Source organism: Bacillus sp. 7894-2, from assembly GCF_002272225.1.
Lineage (GTDB): Bacteria > Bacillota > Bacilli > Bacillales > Cytobacillaceae > Cytobacillus.
Genome location: NZ_NPDG01000046.1, coordinates 1 through 14,490, shown reverse-complemented (window position 1 = coordinate 14,490; position 14,490 = coordinate 1). Strand labels below are relative to the sequence as shown.

Below are 14,490 nucleotides of genomic sequence, written 5' to 3'. Positions count from 1 at the left end.
AAAAGAAATCTAAAGGCGGTGACAGAGTTGGATCGTTTTAATTTCCATCAAAAAATCAGCAGGGAAAATACAGCTTCTGTTAAGTGGGATCGGACCAGGGAGGTTTTCGGCAGATCCGATGTATTGCCGATGTGGGTAGCGGACATGGATTTTCAGCCACCCGAAGAAGTGAAAAAAGCCATAGAGGACAGAATAGCTCATGGAGTCTACGGATATACATTTGCTCCTGATTCAACCGCAGATTCTATCGGACAGTGGCTTTACAGGCGGCATGGCTGGAAAATCAATAATGAGTGGATTTTATACAGCACCGGAGTGGTTCCCTCCATCGCAACAGCGATCCAGGCTTTTACGGAAAAAGAGGAGAAAGTAATGCTCCAGTCTCCCGTATATACTCCTTTCTTTGAAATGATTAAACAGAATGGCCGCAAAGTCGTTAATTCTCAGCTGAAGCTCGAGAACGGCCGGTACGAAATTGATTTTGCCGATTTTGAAGACAAATTGAAAGAGGGAGTGAAACTATTCCTCCTATGTAATCCGCACAATCCGGGCGGCCGCATGTGGACAGCAGAGGAACTTAGGAAAATAGGGGAGCTCTGTGTAAAATATAATTGCCTTATTCTTTCCGATGAGATCCATTCTGATTTAATTTATAAAGGCCATAAGCATTATCCCATTGCTTCAATGGATCCACAATATGCAGACATTACGGTCACCTGCATAGCTCCGACAAAAACTTGGAACCTTGCAGGGATTCAAGCTTCAGCTGCCATTATCAGCAATGAGAAGCTGCGAAAGGCATTCCAGGCAGAACAGCACAAGCAAGGATTCTTTACGCTGTCGGCCTTCGGCATCGTTGGCATGGAGGCAGCTTACCGCCATGGCGAAGAATGGCTCGATGGTCTGATGGATTATCTCGCTGAAAATAAACGGACAGCAGCTGAGTTTATTGGTGAGCACCTTCCCGGTATTCGCCTGATGGAGCCGGATGGCACCTATCTCTTATGGCTGGATTGCCGCGGATTGGGATTAAGTGATGCCGAACTGCGCCAAAGGCTTTTGGAAAAAGGAAAACTCGCATTGGAGCCTGGCCCGAAATACGGCCAGGGCGGTGAAGGCTTCGTCCGGATGAACATTGCCTGCCCGCATGAAGTATTGGCGGAAGGGCTGGAGAGGCTGAAGCGGGCTTTTGAGTGATAGTTTGTGGAGGCACGGCTGGAAGGCCGTGCTTTTTGTGCGTTGCGCGGAGATTGCGTTGGCCGGTCTGATTAAGTACCTTTTTCGCAGGTCGTCGCATTTCCAACCCACAAGTTAAATCCCCTCGCGCTTCAAGCAAGGGGATTTACAGTACATATTCAGCAAGCACACTCTGCACTTCGTAGATGTTCAAGTTTTTATTAAAATGTTTTTCAATTGGTTCGTCTGATCCTGAGATCCAAATTTTTAATTCGGCCTCCAGATCGAAGCTGCCTGCGGTTTCAATGCTAAAATGGGTGATGTTTTTATAAGGGATGCTGTGGTACTCGATTTTTTTCCCTGTGATTCCCTGCTTATCCACCAGGATCAGGCGCTTGTTTGTAAAAATGAATAAATCACGGACCAGCCTGTAGGCTTTTTCAACCTGTTCACTTGGAGCAAGGACGGCTGAAAATTCGTCCTGAACCTCTTTAATATCTGCTTCTGATGCATTGCCGATAAAACCATCGAAAATTCCCATTTAACCAACCTCCATTATAAGGTTTAACTCCATTATACGGATCGTCCGGAAAAATTCCCAGTGATAAAGGCTTTCCCTTCCCGGAAAGCCTTCAATTATTTATTCTTCTGTTGACTGATCATCCTGTGCTTTTTTCTGCCCTTCTTCTTTTTTATCTTTTGAAATACGGCCGCAGGCAATGCGTTCTCCGGAATCTCCTGCCGGCTGGGTCATGCCATCATCCGGCCCTTCATGAATGACAATGGAGGTCCCTTCCTTTGTCAGCAGTGAAGTTTTGGCTTCTTTTAACGTGACCTGAGGCGCCATAAAATCAATCTTAACTTTGCCGTCATCCTCGACAATCAGGTTGGGAAGGTCACCAGCATGGGATCCTTTTGGGTGAAGCAGACCATGCTCCTTATTATCAGGATTGAAATGATTCCCGGCGGATTTGAAATCAGGGGGTTCGCATTTTGCTTCTTCATGGATATGGATGCCAAGCTCCCCCGGCGGCAGTCCGCTCAGATCTCCAGTCAATTTTACTCCGCTAGCCTGTTCCTGCACCTTAATGATGCCTAATGAATCGCCTGCAGCATTATACATTTCAACTTCGGTATTTGTAATGTTCTCTTCCCCGCAGCCGGACAGAAAAAGAACAAAACCCAGCATCAAAGCTTTTCTCATGATTGAATCCTCCATCAAGGCAATTTGCCTTTAGTGTTGCCCAATCACATTCTCAATAAACAAAAAAAGCGAGAGCAGTGCAGGATAGTTATCCAAGTTAACAAAAAAGGAGAACAGCCGCTCAGCTGTTCCCCTCTTGTCTATTTTGCCTCTCAATGCGCTCTTCAAGCTCTTTCGCCTTGGCTGCTTCGCGCCTTGATGCACGGATAATTAATCTCATGGTAAGAATGGCCCCAATTAAGAAGATGGCAAACGTTAAAGCTGCCGGGCCGTATTCTGATTTATCTTCAGGAAAATACAAAAACAGTGACAGTACATACCATTGCAGCAATCTAATCCATCCTTTCTGCTAAAAAGCAGTGTCCATTAAATTATTATATCAGCAATGGCTGCACAGTCCAATGAACTTATTTCAATACCTCGATCTTTTCAATGACCACGTCTTCTGCAGGCTTGTCCTGTGCGTCTGTTTCAACCGCTGCGATGCTGTCGACTACATCCATTCCCTCAATAACCTGTCCAAAAACGGTGTGCTTGTTGTCGAGCCAATGCGTACCGCCTTTTTCATAAGCTTTAATGATCTCTTCCGGATAGCCGGTCTTTTCCATTTCTGCTTTCAGGCTTGGATCAAGTGACTTGTTCTGAACAATAAAGAATTGGCTTCCGTTTGTGTTGGGACCGGCATTCGCCATTGATAAAGCTCCGCGGATATTATAGAGCTCGTTGGAGAATTCATCCTCAAATGCTTCACCGTAAATGCTTTCTCCTCCCCTGCCGGTTCCATCAGGATCGCCGCCCTGAATCATAAAGTCCTGAATGACACGGTGAAAAATTAAGCCGTCGTAGTAGCCGTCTTCACTGTGCTTAATGAAATTTTCAACAGCTTTCGGGGCCTGGTCCGGGAAAAGTTTAATTTTAATATTCCCTTCTGATGTCTGCATTTCCACCAGTCTTTCATTTCCCTGTACTTCTTCAGTCAGCTGCGGAAAATTGTCCGGAGCTTCGCTTGCCTCATTATTTGCCTGTTTTTCTTCAGTTTCAGAGCCATTTGCATTGTCCGCTTCTTTATCAGTGCTTGTCCCGCATGCTGACAGGATAAACATCAGAATTAGAATGGGAGTTAACATACGCCATTTCATTAATTTCCAGCCTCCTATAAAAAACTAATCATTTTTTAGCTTACCTGATTTATTGAAAATTTGCACTTTGTTTTTTCAGGCTTCATAATAGGGCTAAAGAAAATGAAAAAGGAGAGGTTAGGTTGGCAGAAGTAAAGATAGGCGAAAAAGTAACAGCCATCTATAAAACAGGCAAGTATATCGGGGAAGTGACAGATATCCGGCCTCAAGCTTACTTGGTCAGAGTGCTTGGGGTCCTAAAGCATCCCATGCAGGGCGATTTACATAATCCGAAAGAAGCGGACGTGATGCTTTTTCATGAACGCCGCGCGCTTGCATACAGAGAGCAGACCAATGTGCCTAAGCAAATGGTAAAGCCTTTTGCAGAAGAAATACCAGATTATAAGGATTCGCTTCAAATAGCACTGGATAGAATGAGAACGGAGCTGGAAGGAGATTCTTCTCATTGGGCTGAGCAAAGCATAAGAAACCTCGACTCATTGGAGGAGGATTATTTTAAGTAAAATATAAACAAGCCAAATCGCTTTGATGGATTTGGCTTGTCAGGCAAATTTGTTAAACAGCTTCGAGAAGTCCACCCGGTCGCCAATTGTTGTCGGCTCCGGCTTTTGCAGATACTTTTTATCCTTTTCTACCAATCTGAAAATATTGTAAGTCGTCAAGGCATCATCCAGAGCCCGGTGATGTTTTCCGGTTCCTTCCTTGCCGTATTCCTGAACTGCTTTCCATAATCCTGTCTGGTTTTGGTCCCCAAAGAATCGCTTATACTCCATCGAAAGGTCCACTTCCCTGCCCCTGAATGGAAAATCCACTCCAGCCTGAATGCAATTATTTCTAAGCACCTTCATATCCATATTTCCCCACGTAACAATTGTGCAGGAACGATTTCTGTTCATATCCTTCATTTTCCTGACCAATTCAAGAAAATCGATTCCCTGATCCACTTGTTCCTGTGATATATGCAGAAAGGATTTGCACCGCTCGGACAATATCGGAAACCGGACAGGAGTTACATATGAAGAGAACTCTTCACAAACCTGATTGCTGATAACTGATACAATGCCAGCTTCGATAATTTCCGGAAAAAAACCTCTGAAAGCACTGCCTTTATCAGGCATGGTAAACTCAAAATCAATAAATAGGTATTGATGTTCCTCCCCCATGTTTTCACCTGCTTTCCTCAAAATTTAACGGACTTAATTTATTATATTATAGCATGAAATATTTCAATTTTCTGAGTAAATTGCTTTATGCAGGAAATTTACCATCGCTCTCCTTATCTAGCTATCTTTTAACGGACTAACCACCCGCCAATCTGTATATTTCCATTTTTCCCGGCATAAACATAAACCATATTCTAGTTATTTAAGGGACAAATAGAGAAAAGGGGGCAGGAAATGAAAAAAGGTATATGCTGTTTTTTGTTTGCAGTCCTACTGTCAGTGGGATCCCTAATGCCTGCGAAATCTGCTGATGCTGAAAAAGAGTTCGAAGACATACTCGAACAGCAGCTTCGGAGCACAGTACATTATTACAGCGATGACTCCTTTACAGTCATTGATGCATATGGAATGCAGGGACAGGTAACAAAAATCGTTACATCTGATGACCCGCAAACATCAGAAAATGAAGAGGTTATTGAGGAATATACTTCTCATATCGGCATTGTTTTTTTGGAATTGGAACAAAAACGGGATGACTTATTTATATTTAAGAAAAAAGATTTCTTTTATTATGATTTTGATAAAAAAGAATTTCTGACAGCATCCAATGTGCTTGGCAATGAATCCATCAGGGAGTTCTTTGAACGGTATGTTGATGATATCAAAAAAAGCATTACCCCCCTCTCCAAGTTACTCTTCCTATTCTTCCTTTCGTTTATTATTACGGTCCCGCTTGCCATCATGATTTTTCAAAACCGCGGCGGCCGTAAAACTTAATACAGCAGAAAGAGAGGATGTGCCAAAGCACATCCTCTCTTTCTTATGATGCTGTCTGTATTCTCACGTATTCCCTAGGCTCAAATACCTTTAGCTTTTGTTCATTTCCAGCTTCCATTTTATAATCTGCGGGTAATAATTCGACCACTTCATCGTCTGCAGGAATATAGAATTCCCTTTTGGTTTGGTGGTCCAATATCCAGGCGCCTGCAAACAGCAGGGCAAAGATTGTAATGGCTGCTGAAATTTTATGTTTAATCATGCATAACACCACCTGCTAGTAGTGTGCATGAAAGAATGATTTTTTATACAAATGTGCTTTCTTTTGATATATTTTTTCAAAAAAATTTTTCCTGATGCATTCGGGTTTCTACCTATTTAATAAGAATGGATAAATCCTTTACTGATAAGGGTTGGAAGAATGCACAGACTTTCTTTTTAGGTTATAATTTGTTCTGAGGTGCATGAACGGATAGTAATGATGTATATGGCACGACTGTCATGCCTGCCCAGGCTGGATAAGATGGGGGAAGATGGAAAAACTTTTATTAAGCGCTTACTAATTGCAGAAAAAGATTATACATTCTGCGGAAGAAAAATACATTATTCCTAATATCCATCCTGAACCGTTAGATGCCATATAGCGGCTTCATCAAGCTGCCTGATAGGATTATCTGTTGAATAACTCGCAATTAATTTAAAGGGGGTAATGTTTTGTCTTTGCTTCACCTGGCAATAATTTCACCATTTTTGCTTGCCATCCTTGTGCCTATTGCGTACAAGCTGTTCAGGCAGATACATACGGGTTGGTTTGTACTTCCTCTGCCAATCCTTTTATTCAGTTATTTTATTTCTTATTTATCCATCACCTCCGATCAGCAGTCCGTCACAAAGTCTTTTTCGTGGATACCCGCTCTGGGGATTGATTTCGCGGCAAAAGTAGATGGCCTCGGCTTGCTTTTTGCATTGCTGATTACCGGAATAGGATCATTGGTTGTTCTGTATTCCATCTATTACCTTGATAAAAATAAAGAACAACTGAACACCTTCTATGTGTACTTGCTTTTGTTTATGGGAGCAATGCTTGGGGTTGTCCTATCTGATAACCTGATTGTGCTTTATACTTTCTGGGAATTCACGAGTTTTTCTTCATTCCTGCTAATCGGGTATTGGTACCACAGAGAGAAGTCAAGATATGGTGCACAGAAGTCGATGATCATTACCGTTTTCGGCGGTCTTTCTATGCTCGGAGGCATCATCCTTCTTTATTTGATGACAGGCACTTTCAGCATTTCGGAAATCATCGCTGGATCAGATGAAATATTTTCACATTCATTATTCGTTCCTGCTCTGCTTTGCTTTTTGCTTGGGGCTTTTACCAAGTCCGCGCAATTTCCATTTCATATCTGGCTGCCGGATGCCATGGAAGCTCCAACACCCGTCAGTGCATACCTGCACTCGGCAACGATGGTTAAAGCCGGCATTTATTTAGTAGCACGTATGAGTCCGGTATTTGCTGAGCATTCGCTCTGGCTCTGGCTCATTGCGGGATTTGGCATTACAACCTTATTCTGGGGTTCCTTTTCAGCTGTCAAACAGACTGACCTTAAAGCCATCCTGGCTTTCTCAACAGTCAGCCAGCTGGGGATGATTATGTCACTCCTCGGCATTGGCGCTGCAGCGCTTCACTTCGAAACAGTCGATGACAGTTATTTTACGGTTGCCACTACAGCTGCTGTTTTTCATTTGATCAACCATGCCACCTTTAAAGGAAGTCTCTTCATGGTAGCCGGAATTGTCGACCATGAAACCGGAACCCGGGATATCCGCAAGCTTGGCGGTCTGATGAACTTTATGCCGATTACCTTTACTTTGGCGATCATCGGCACATTTTCCATGGCCGGGCTTCCGCCTTTTAATGGATTCTTAAGTAAGGAAATGTTCTTTACAGGAATGGTCCGGGTACTGGAAATGGATATTTTTAATTTGGAAACATGGGGATTCCTGTTCCCGGTTCTTGCCTGGGTGGCAAGTGTATTCACATTCATTTACAGCATGATTCTTGTATTCAAAACGTTCACAGGCAAGTTCCAGCCTGAACAATTAGAAAAGAAACCACATGAAGCTCCAATCGGGATGCTGATTTCACCCATTATTCTGGCTTCACTAGTGATCATTATCGGTTTCTTCCCTAATATTATTGCAAACACGCTGATCTCCCCTGCACAGGCAGCCATCATGCCTGTTGAAGGGTATGTATATGATACTCATATTTATTTCTGGCATGGATTTACACCTGAACTCTTCATGACTTTAGGTGTTATTACATTGGGAATTCTGCTTTTGGTCACTCTGCCGAAGTGGAGAAGAGTATATGATTTCTTCCCTGAAAAATTGGCTCTGAATCGTTTCTATGACAGTGGCCTGTCAGGCATTCAGCATGTCGCACACAAATTTACTAAGTGGTACATGAATGGCTCCATCAGAAACTATTTAGTTTATATTTTTACATTCTTTATTATTACATTGCTGTCAGTCCTATTCCTAAAGGGTGCATTTAAATTTGATGCGAGTAATGTTTCTGCCATCAGATTCTCAGAAATTGTGCTTGCTCTCGTGATCGCCATTGGATCCATTACGATTATGTTTGTGAAATCAAGATTGACATCCATTATCCTTTTAGGTGCAGTCGGCTATACCGTGGCGCTACTCTTTGTTATTTTCCGTGCTCCGGATCTGGCTTTGACACAGCTTGTTATTGAAACGATTTCAGTCGCTTTATTCCTGCTGTGTTTCTACCATCTTCCACAGATTAAAGATGAAGAAAGAATGCCGTTTAAAGCAACCAATGCAGTCATCTCCATTGGGGTTGGACTGGTCGTAACACTAATTGCTTTTTCAGCTCACAGCAATAAATTATTTGATTCCATTTCACAATATTATATTGAAAACACTTATGAAAAAGCTGCCGGCAAAAACATGGTAAATGTTATTCTCGTGGATTTCCGCGGTTTTGATACGATGTTTGAAATAACGGTTCTCGCTATTGCTGCGCTAGGCATATTCGGAATGATCAAGCTTCGTCTGGGAGGAGGAAAGAAAAATGAAAACAAATGACGTCATACTGCAGACAGCCACTAAAGTTGTTTTGTTTCTCATCGTTCTTTTCTCAATATATATTTTCTTTGCCGGACACTATACACCAGGAGGCGGTTTCGTTGGCGGCCTGCTAACATCAGGGGCACTCATTTTACTCTTGCTGGCCTTCGATATGAAGACAGTTGAAAAAATTCTGCCTGTTAATTACATGTATATGATTGCAGCTGGCCTGCTATTTGCAATTGGAACAGGAGCAGGCGCGCTGCTCTTCAACGTTCCATTTCTAACCCATGCATTTACAGGTGTAGACCTCCCAATCCTGGGACACTTGTCACTTCATACCGCAGCATTGTTTGATCTCGGTGTTTTCCTCGTTGTTGTAGGTGTGACAATGATCATAATTAAAACGATAGGGGAGGATGACTAATGGAAATATTAATGTCCGTTGTTGTTGGAATTCTTTTTATGTCAGCCACCTATTTGATGCTGTCAAAGAGCCTGCTGCGCATCATTATTGGAACTGCGATATTAAGCCATGGTGCCCATTTGCTTATTTTAACAATGGGAGGCCTTAAAAGAGGTGCCGCACCGCTTCTTGGTGAAGCTGCAAGCTCCTATACAGACCCGCTCCCGCAGGCTTTAATTTTAACTGCAATTGTCATCGCATTTGGTGTAACTGCCTTTTTCCTAGTATTGGCATACCGGGCTTATCAGGAACTTGGTACAGACAATATGGACAAATTGAGAGGAAATGAAGGAAATGATTAACTTTTTGATACTGCCAATTTTAATTCCCTTAGTAACGGGAGTCCTTCTAATTTTCGCTGCCAAGCATATCATGCTGCAAAGGTGGATTGCAGGCTTTTCAGCGTTGATAACTGTGATAGTATCAGTGTTATTAGTTCAAAAGGTTAATAACGATGGGATTCAGACATTGAACTTATCTAATTGGGAAGCCCCTTTCGGAATTACACTTGTTTCCGATATGGTCTCCGCCTTGCTTGTATTAACGACCAGTATCATTGCATTGGCATGTGTAATCTATTCATTTCGCGGAATAGACGAAGATAGGGAAAAGTTCTATTTCTACGCAGCTGTGAATTTTTTGATCGTTGGCGTAAATGGAGCATTTACAACCGGTGATATTTTCAACCTTTTCGTATTTTTCGAAGTCATGCTTATGTCTTCCTATGTGCTGATCGTAATAGGGGGCACAAAAATCCAGCTGAGGGAATCCATAAAATATTTGCTCGTGAATGTCATTTCTTCAGCTTTATTTGTAATTGCTGTAGCATACTTATATTCCGTTGTCGGAACGCTCAACATGGCCCATATTTCCGTTCGGATCAGTGAGATCAGTGAACTCGGACAGCCTGGCATCATTACAGTAATTGCCGTACTATTTTTGATCGTCTTTGGCCTGAAAGGGGCCATTTTCCCTCTGTTCTTCTGGCTCCCTGGATCATATTATGCACCGCCCGCACCGGTTCTTGCACTATTCGGAGCCCTGCTCACAAAAGTGGGTGTATACTCAATAGCAAGAACATATACTTTATTCTTTTATCAGGATGGAGGCTTGACTCAACAGCTTTTAACCATTTTAGCGGTCATTAGTATCATTTTTGGTGTAATTGGAGCAATTGCTTATTGGGATATTAAGAAAATTGTCATTTACAATATCATAGTAGCTGTTGGAGTTATTCTCTTTGGCATTTCAGCTATGACCCCAGATTCACTTACTGGCGCAATGTTTTACCTGATACACGATATGAACATCAAAGCAGCACTGTTTTTACTTGTTGGTATTATGGCAGCTGTAACTGGAACGAGTAATCTTAGAAAAATTAGCGGGTTAATAAAACGCTATCCCGGATTGGGCTGGACCTTTTTCCTTGCCGCACTTTCGCTATCCGGTATTCCTCCGCTGAGCGGCTTTGTCGGCAAGCTCTTAATTATTAAAGGGGGATTTGAGTCCGAGCACTACTGGGGGGCAGGGATCGTCTTAATGTCCAGTCTTCTTGTCCTATTCTCCATTATGAAGATATTTATTAATGGTTTTTGGGGAACACCCCGTGATTACGAAGGAGCAGATAAAATACCTGTTAAGAGGATGATGGCTGCTCCTGTGATCCTTGTTGCTATTGCCGTCTTTTACGGAGTCGGCTCTGAGTTCGTATATCCGTATATCTCTCAGGCTGCTGAAACGCTTGCAAACCCAAGCATTTATATAGACGCAGTCTTAAAGGAGTACTGATTATGGCATTTCAAATTTTATTAAATATGTTCCTTGGGTTTATGTGGATGTTCTTAACCACAACCTATGATCCGGTAGCTTTTTTGAAAGGATTTCTTTTCGGACTGCTCATTATTTTTGTCTTCAGGAGATTCTTTCAATCACGCTTTTACCTGCTGCGCGTAATCGCAGTGATCAATTTATTGCTGATTTTTATTAAAGAACTGATTCTCGCAAACATATCAGTGTTAAAAGTGGTTCTTAAGCCGAAGCTGGACATGAAGCCAGGCATTTTTGCATTCCCTACAGATTTGGAAAAAGATTGGCAGATCACCACTCTAGCTAACCTGATTACGTTAACACCGGGAACCTTAACCATTTCTGTTTCTGACGACAATAAAATATTGTACGTGCATGCAATGGATATGGGTGAAGTCCAGGACGAAATTGATTCCATAAAAAATTCATTCGAAAAAGCAATCATGGAGGTGAGCCGATAATGATCAAGACAGTTGTAATGATTGCCATTCTGTGTATATCGGTCGCCACACTGGCTTTGATTTACAGGGTGATCAAAGGCCCAACTACACCTGACAGGGTTGTAGCATTGGATGCAATCGGGATCAACCTGGTTGCCATCGTAGCACTAACCTCCATCGCACTTAATACAAATGCCTTTTTGGAGGTCATCCTTCTGCTTGGAATACTCGCTTTCATCGGGACTGTGGCCTTCTCTAAATATTTGGAGAAGGGGGTTATCATAGAACATGACAGAGATCGCTAATTTCTTTATTATCGTGTTTATACTGTTAGGGGCCTTCTTTAGCCTTGTTGCAGCTTTCGGTGTTATCAGGCTGCCTGATGTTTATACGAGAAACCATGCTGCTTCAAAGTCTGCAACACTTGGTGTTTTATGTGTCCTTTTGGGAACATTGCTCTTCTTTTATTTTAAGGATGGCTATTTTAATTCAAGAGTCGTTTTGGGGATTATTTTTATATTCCTGACTTCCCCCATTGCTGGCCATTTACTTGGACGGGCAGCATATAATTCCGGAGTCAAGCTATGGGACCAAAGCGTCAGGGATGACCTGAAGAATGTCTCAAAAGTGAAAGAAACTGCCGGTAAATAAACAGAAAACCCACGGGGGAACCTTTTCTCTCCGTGGGTTTTTTGTTTATTTATTTTCTTTTGATTACTGCCATAGTACATCTTGATGTGCACACCAGTTTGTCATTTTCATCCGTTATTTTGATATCCCAAACCATTGTGGTTCTTCCCTGATGCAGCACTGTTGCGACAGCCGTCACGATTCCATCTTTTTTAGCACGTATATGGTTAGCGTTGATCTCAAGCCCTGCAACGGATTCCGTTTCTTTGTCGCAAAGTTCAAATGCTCCTATGCTTGCAACAGTTTCCGCAAGCGCGACAGATGCTCCTCCATGCAGGAGGCCAAACGGCTGGCGGGTGCGTTCATTAACAGGCATAGTGGCAACGACACGGCCTTTTTCAAGTGACACGATTTCCATTCCGAGTGTTTCGATTAGAGTACCTTTCAATTCCATTCCCCAATCCCCTTTCGCTATGTAAAATGTTGTCATACTATGCTTCATTATATAAGAACAAACTATGGATGTCCTCCTGGACAATCACAAAAAAGAGGTGACCGTCATGGATCGTGTACGCGAAGGATTAATTCCAGCTGTTCTCGGCACCGCTGTTACTGCGGCAGGCTATGCAATGAAACAAAACCGCAGAACAAACAATATGTTATCAGATACCATCGTTGGTTTTGGGCTCGCCCATATTGTACTTGGAGCCATCGACCTGGTAGAGCACCGCAATCAGTACTAAGTTAGAAAAGCGCAAGCGCCTTGCCCACCCCGACATCGCGAGGTAGGCGCGGCTAGACATATAAAAGGCAGCATCTGGCTGCCTTTTTATATTATAGTCCCAGCCCCTGATCATGCAGCTTTTCCTGTTCCTTCCCGCGTTTTCTCCTGGCAATGCGGAAAACGAGGAAAATCGCTGCAAAGCCTGCCAGGCCAATCAGTATTTCTTTTTCATGTTTTATGATGGTATCAATATGATCTCCAAATATATAACCGATTGTAAAAGCTAAAGACAGCCAGATCAGTGCACCGCTGTATGCAAACAAAGCGAATTTTTTAAATGGCAATTTACTGAAGCCGTATAAAAAGGGAAGGAAGTTTCGGATACCCGGAACAAAATAACTGAAGGAGAGGGAAAAGGCATGATACTTTTCCATTAGCTTTAAAGAAGAATCAATCGTTTTAGACATCCTTTTGCTTTTATGAAAGTACTTTAGCAAAGGCCTTCCGATCAAACGCCCGATGGTATAACAGGTTGACAACGCCGCCAAAATGCCAAGATAAATGACAATAAATGCAAGCACAGGGTGAAGCGTTTTTAAAGAGGAAGAAAGTCCAACAGTCATAACAATCAATTCATTTGGCACAGGAAAAATAAAAACTCCTACCCATAGCCAGAGAAACAGCCCCAAATATCCGTTATCTTCAATGATTTCCAAAACCAGTTCCAGTTCCATTCGGGGCCTCCTCTCTATGTAAGCTGTGCACAATTATTTACCACACTAATATATTCTTCATTCCCTTCTTTTACCCCTTTTCTAATAATATCAATCCTTTTAAAAAATTCTTTTCCTATCCACCTCCTATGCCTAACTTTTGGTGAAACAATTTTGTTCCTTCATAGGAAAAGCCTTGTTTTCATATATTGAGAATGCGTGCATTTATTATTAATCGAAAGGGGCAGAACCGGATGTACCCCTATTATTATTTTCGTTACCCAAAGCCCGGATATCATCCTCAGCAGCAAAGCTGCTGGAATTATCCGCAGGCCTATCAGACTTATTATCACCCTGTGCATTTCTACAGGACATTGCCTGCTGTGGATCCCCAAATGTTCATGAGCTCTGCAAAAAAAATGGAGATCCTCATGAGAGATGCCGGCACATTACTTGTAAATATGGCAGAGTCAAAAAAGTTTTCATTTGAACTGATGTCAGCGGCCCAGCAATCCAACAAGGCGGCAGTCGAAAATCTGCTGAAATCGACAGGCATCTCGCGAGTCCCTTCTGTTGACTATACACCCGACGGGCTAAGACTTCATTTCGAATCAGACAAAGAGGATCCCGAGAAATGCTGTGATTTAACGTTGAAACTGAGATGGATGTAAAAACAAAAGCGGAAGCGCCTTGCTCACCCCCGACTTCTCGAGGGGGTAGGCGCTGGAGCTAGACGCAGACACTCTTCCACACAGCTAATCACCTTGGTCGATTTTATATGTCCTATCCAATAAAAAAGCTCTCAATCAAGAGAGCTTCTCGCGTGTTCAACGGTAATATGGGTTTCCATATGGGCCATAGCCAGGGTATCCGCCGCCACCGCCGTAAGGAGCATATGGTGCTCCTGGCGGGCCATAGAAAGGCGGCGGAGGCGGAGGGCCGTAAAATGGGCGTGGAGCAAATAGAGCTGCTCCCAGCCCGCCTCCCAGGAAACCGCCAAGCAAGCCGCCGACAAAAGGAGCTCCTAAAAAGAAAAACCTTTCGTTCCCGTTTCTATATGGGCCTCTATAATAATACATGCAGGGTAACCTCCTTCATTTTCAATCCCTTCTCTATTTAATATGCAAATGTCCTTATTTTGAGTGGGCTACTA

The 14,490-nt window shown here is 42.7% G+C and carries 21 protein-coding genes; 12 read left to right on the top strand and 9 right to left on the bottom strand.

Features of this window, described 5'->3' with window-relative positions; genetic code table 11:
• Positions 1 to 27: 27 nt before the first annotated feature.
• Entirely contained in the window at positions 28 to 1,197 is a 1,170-nt protein-coding gene (locus CHI10_RS07355) for a MalY/PatB family protein (RefSeq protein WP_095243643.1), read from the top strand.
• Positions 1,198 to 1,342: 145 nt separating this feature from the next.
• Here CHI10_RS07355 and CHI10_RS07350 read toward each other — a convergent pair whose 3' ends face one another.
• The 4 genes from CHI10_RS07350 to CHI10_RS07335 form a co-directional block, all read right to left on the bottom strand.
• Positions 1,343 to 1,717 (bottom strand): PH domain-containing protein, encoded by a 375-nt coding sequence (locus CHI10_RS07350; RefSeq protein WP_035332043.1) that lies wholly within the window; start codon positions 1,715 to 1,717, stop codon positions 1,343 to 1,345.
• Positions 1,718 to 1,816: 99 nt separating this feature from the next.
• Positions 1,817 to 2,380 carry a superoxide dismutase family protein gene (locus CHI10_RS07345; protein WP_095243642.1) on the bottom strand — a complete coding sequence of 188 codons (564 nt, stop codon included), beginning with the start codon at positions 2,378 to 2,380 and terminating at the stop codon, positions 1,817 to 1,819.
• 121 nt (positions 2,381 to 2,501) lie between these two features.
• A complete protein-coding gene (locus CHI10_RS07340) occupies positions 2,502 to 2,711 on the bottom strand; it encodes a hypothetical protein (RefSeq protein ID WP_095243641.1) in 210 nt (69 codons plus the stop codon).
• 76 nt (positions 2,712 to 2,787) lie between these two features.
• A complete protein-coding gene (locus CHI10_RS07335) occupies positions 2,788 to 3,519 on the bottom strand; it encodes a peptidylprolyl isomerase (RefSeq protein WP_095243640.1) in 732 nt (243 codons plus the stop codon).
• A 122-nt stretch (positions 3,520 to 3,641) separates the two neighbouring features.
• Here CHI10_RS07335 and kapB point away from each other — a divergent pair, with 122 nt between their 5' ends.
• Positions 3,642 to 4,022, top strand: coding sequence for a kinase-associated lipoprotein KapB (gene kapB, locus CHI10_RS07330; RefSeq protein WP_095243639.1), 381 nt, complete (start codon positions 3,642 to 3,644; stop codon positions 4,020 to 4,022).
• A 39-nt stretch (positions 4,023 to 4,061) separates the two neighbouring features.
• Here kapB and kapD read toward each other — a convergent pair whose 3' ends face one another.
• Entirely contained in the window at positions 4,062 to 4,682 is a 621-nt protein-coding gene (kapD, locus tag CHI10_RS07325) for a 3'-5' exonuclease KapD (RefSeq protein ID WP_095243638.1), read from the bottom strand.
• A gap of 234 nt (positions 4,683 to 4,916) precedes the next feature.
• On the opposite strand from kapD, the gene CHI10_RS07320 reads away from it, so the two are divergent.
• Positions 4,917 to 5,459 carry a hypothetical protein gene (locus tag CHI10_RS07320; protein ID WP_095243637.1) on the top strand — a complete coding sequence of 181 codons (543 nt, stop codon included), beginning with the start codon at positions 4,917 to 4,919 and terminating at the stop codon, positions 5,457 to 5,459.
• A 43-nt stretch (positions 5,460 to 5,502) separates the two neighbouring features.
• Here the strand turns inward: CHI10_RS07320 and CHI10_RS07315 are convergent, their stop codons facing one another.
• Positions 5,503 to 5,721: a hypothetical protein gene (locus CHI10_RS07315; protein ID WP_095243636.1), complete on the bottom strand. Its 219-nt coding sequence runs from the start codon at positions 5,719 to 5,721 to the stop codon at positions 5,503 to 5,505.
• 452 nt (positions 5,722 to 6,173) lie between these two features.
• On the opposite strand from CHI10_RS07315, the gene CHI10_RS07310 reads away from it, so the two are divergent.
• The 7 genes from CHI10_RS07310 to mnhG are packed head-to-tail and all read left to right on the top strand — an operon-like array spanning position 6,174 to position 11,921.
• Positions 6,174 to 8,576: a Na+/H+ antiporter subunit A gene (locus tag CHI10_RS07310; protein ID WP_095243635.1), complete on the top strand. Its 2,403-nt coding sequence runs from the start codon at positions 6,174 to 6,176 to the stop codon at positions 8,574 to 8,576.
• Positions 8,563 to 8,985 (top strand): Na(+)/H(+) antiporter subunit B, encoded by a 423-nt coding sequence (locus tag CHI10_RS07305; protein WP_095243634.1) that lies wholly within the window; start codon positions 8,563 to 8,565, stop codon positions 8,983 to 8,985. The genes CHI10_RS07310 and CHI10_RS07305 overlap by 14 nt, the downstream gene beginning before the upstream one ends.
• Positions 8,985 to 9,326 (top strand): Na(+)/H(+) antiporter subunit C, encoded by a 342-nt coding sequence (locus CHI10_RS07300; RefSeq protein ID WP_095243633.1) that lies wholly within the window; start codon positions 8,985 to 8,987, stop codon positions 9,324 to 9,326. Before CHI10_RS07305 ends, CHI10_RS07300 begins: the two co-directional genes overlap by 1 nt.
• Positions 9,319 to 10,812 carry a Na+/H+ antiporter subunit D gene (locus CHI10_RS07295; RefSeq protein WP_095243632.1) on the top strand — a complete coding sequence of 498 codons (1,494 nt, stop codon included), beginning with the start codon at positions 9,319 to 9,321 and terminating at the stop codon, positions 10,810 to 10,812. Before CHI10_RS07300 ends, CHI10_RS07295 begins: the two co-directional genes overlap by 8 nt.
• A gap of 2 nt (positions 10,813 to 10,814) precedes the next feature.
• On the top strand, positions 10,815 to 11,291 hold the full coding sequence (locus tag CHI10_RS07290) for a Na+/H+ antiporter subunit E (RefSeq protein WP_095243631.1): 477 nt from the start codon (positions 10,815 to 10,817) through the stop codon (positions 11,289 to 11,291).
• Positions 11,292 to 11,308: 17 nt separating this feature from the next.
• Positions 11,309 to 11,575: a Na(+)/H(+) antiporter subunit F1 gene (locus tag CHI10_RS07285; protein ID WP_483294948.1), complete on the top strand. Its 267-nt coding sequence runs from the start codon at positions 11,309 to 11,311 to the stop codon at positions 11,573 to 11,575.
• On the top strand, positions 11,559 to 11,921 hold the full coding sequence (gene mnhG, locus CHI10_RS07280) for a monovalent cation/H(+) antiporter subunit G (RefSeq protein WP_095243629.1): 363 nt from the start codon (positions 11,559 to 11,561) through the stop codon (positions 11,919 to 11,921). The genes CHI10_RS07285 and mnhG overlap by 17 nt, the downstream gene beginning before the upstream one ends.
• Before the next feature lie 49 nt (positions 11,922 to 11,970).
• On the opposite strand, the gene CHI10_RS07275 is transcribed toward mnhG, so the two are convergent.
• Positions 11,971 to 12,354 carry a hotdog fold thioesterase gene (locus tag CHI10_RS07275; protein ID WP_095243628.1) on the bottom strand — a complete coding sequence of 128 codons (384 nt, stop codon included), beginning with the start codon at positions 12,352 to 12,354 and terminating at the stop codon, positions 11,971 to 11,973.
• Positions 12,355 to 12,460: 106 nt separating this feature from the next.
• On the opposite strand from CHI10_RS07275, the gene CHI10_RS07270 reads away from it, so the two are divergent.
• Positions 12,461 to 12,643 carry a hypothetical protein gene (locus tag CHI10_RS07270; protein WP_048012007.1) on the top strand — a complete coding sequence of 61 codons (183 nt, stop codon included), beginning with the start codon at positions 12,461 to 12,463 and terminating at the stop codon, positions 12,641 to 12,643.
• Between the two features lie 91 nt (positions 12,644 to 12,734).
• Here CHI10_RS07270 and CHI10_RS07265 read toward each other — a convergent pair whose 3' ends face one another.
• Positions 12,735 to 13,358 carry a DedA family protein gene (locus CHI10_RS07265; protein WP_095243627.1) on the bottom strand — a complete coding sequence of 208 codons (624 nt, stop codon included), beginning with the start codon at positions 13,356 to 13,358 and terminating at the stop codon, positions 12,735 to 12,737.
• A gap of 233 nt (positions 13,359 to 13,591) precedes the next feature.
• Between CHI10_RS07265 and CHI10_RS07260 the strand changes: the two genes are divergently transcribed.
• On the top strand, positions 13,592 to 14,008 hold the full coding sequence (locus CHI10_RS07260) for a YuzC family spore coat inner layer protein (protein WP_095243626.1): 417 nt from the start codon (positions 13,592 to 13,594) through the stop codon (positions 14,006 to 14,008).
• A gap of 156 nt (positions 14,009 to 14,164) precedes the next feature.
• Here the strand turns inward: CHI10_RS07260 and CHI10_RS07255 are convergent, their stop codons facing one another.
• Positions 14,165 to 14,416: a hypothetical protein gene (locus CHI10_RS07255; RefSeq protein WP_095243625.1), complete on the bottom strand. Its 252-nt coding sequence runs from the start codon at positions 14,414 to 14,416 to the stop codon at positions 14,165 to 14,167.
• Positions 14,417 to 14,490: the final 74 nt, after the last annotated feature.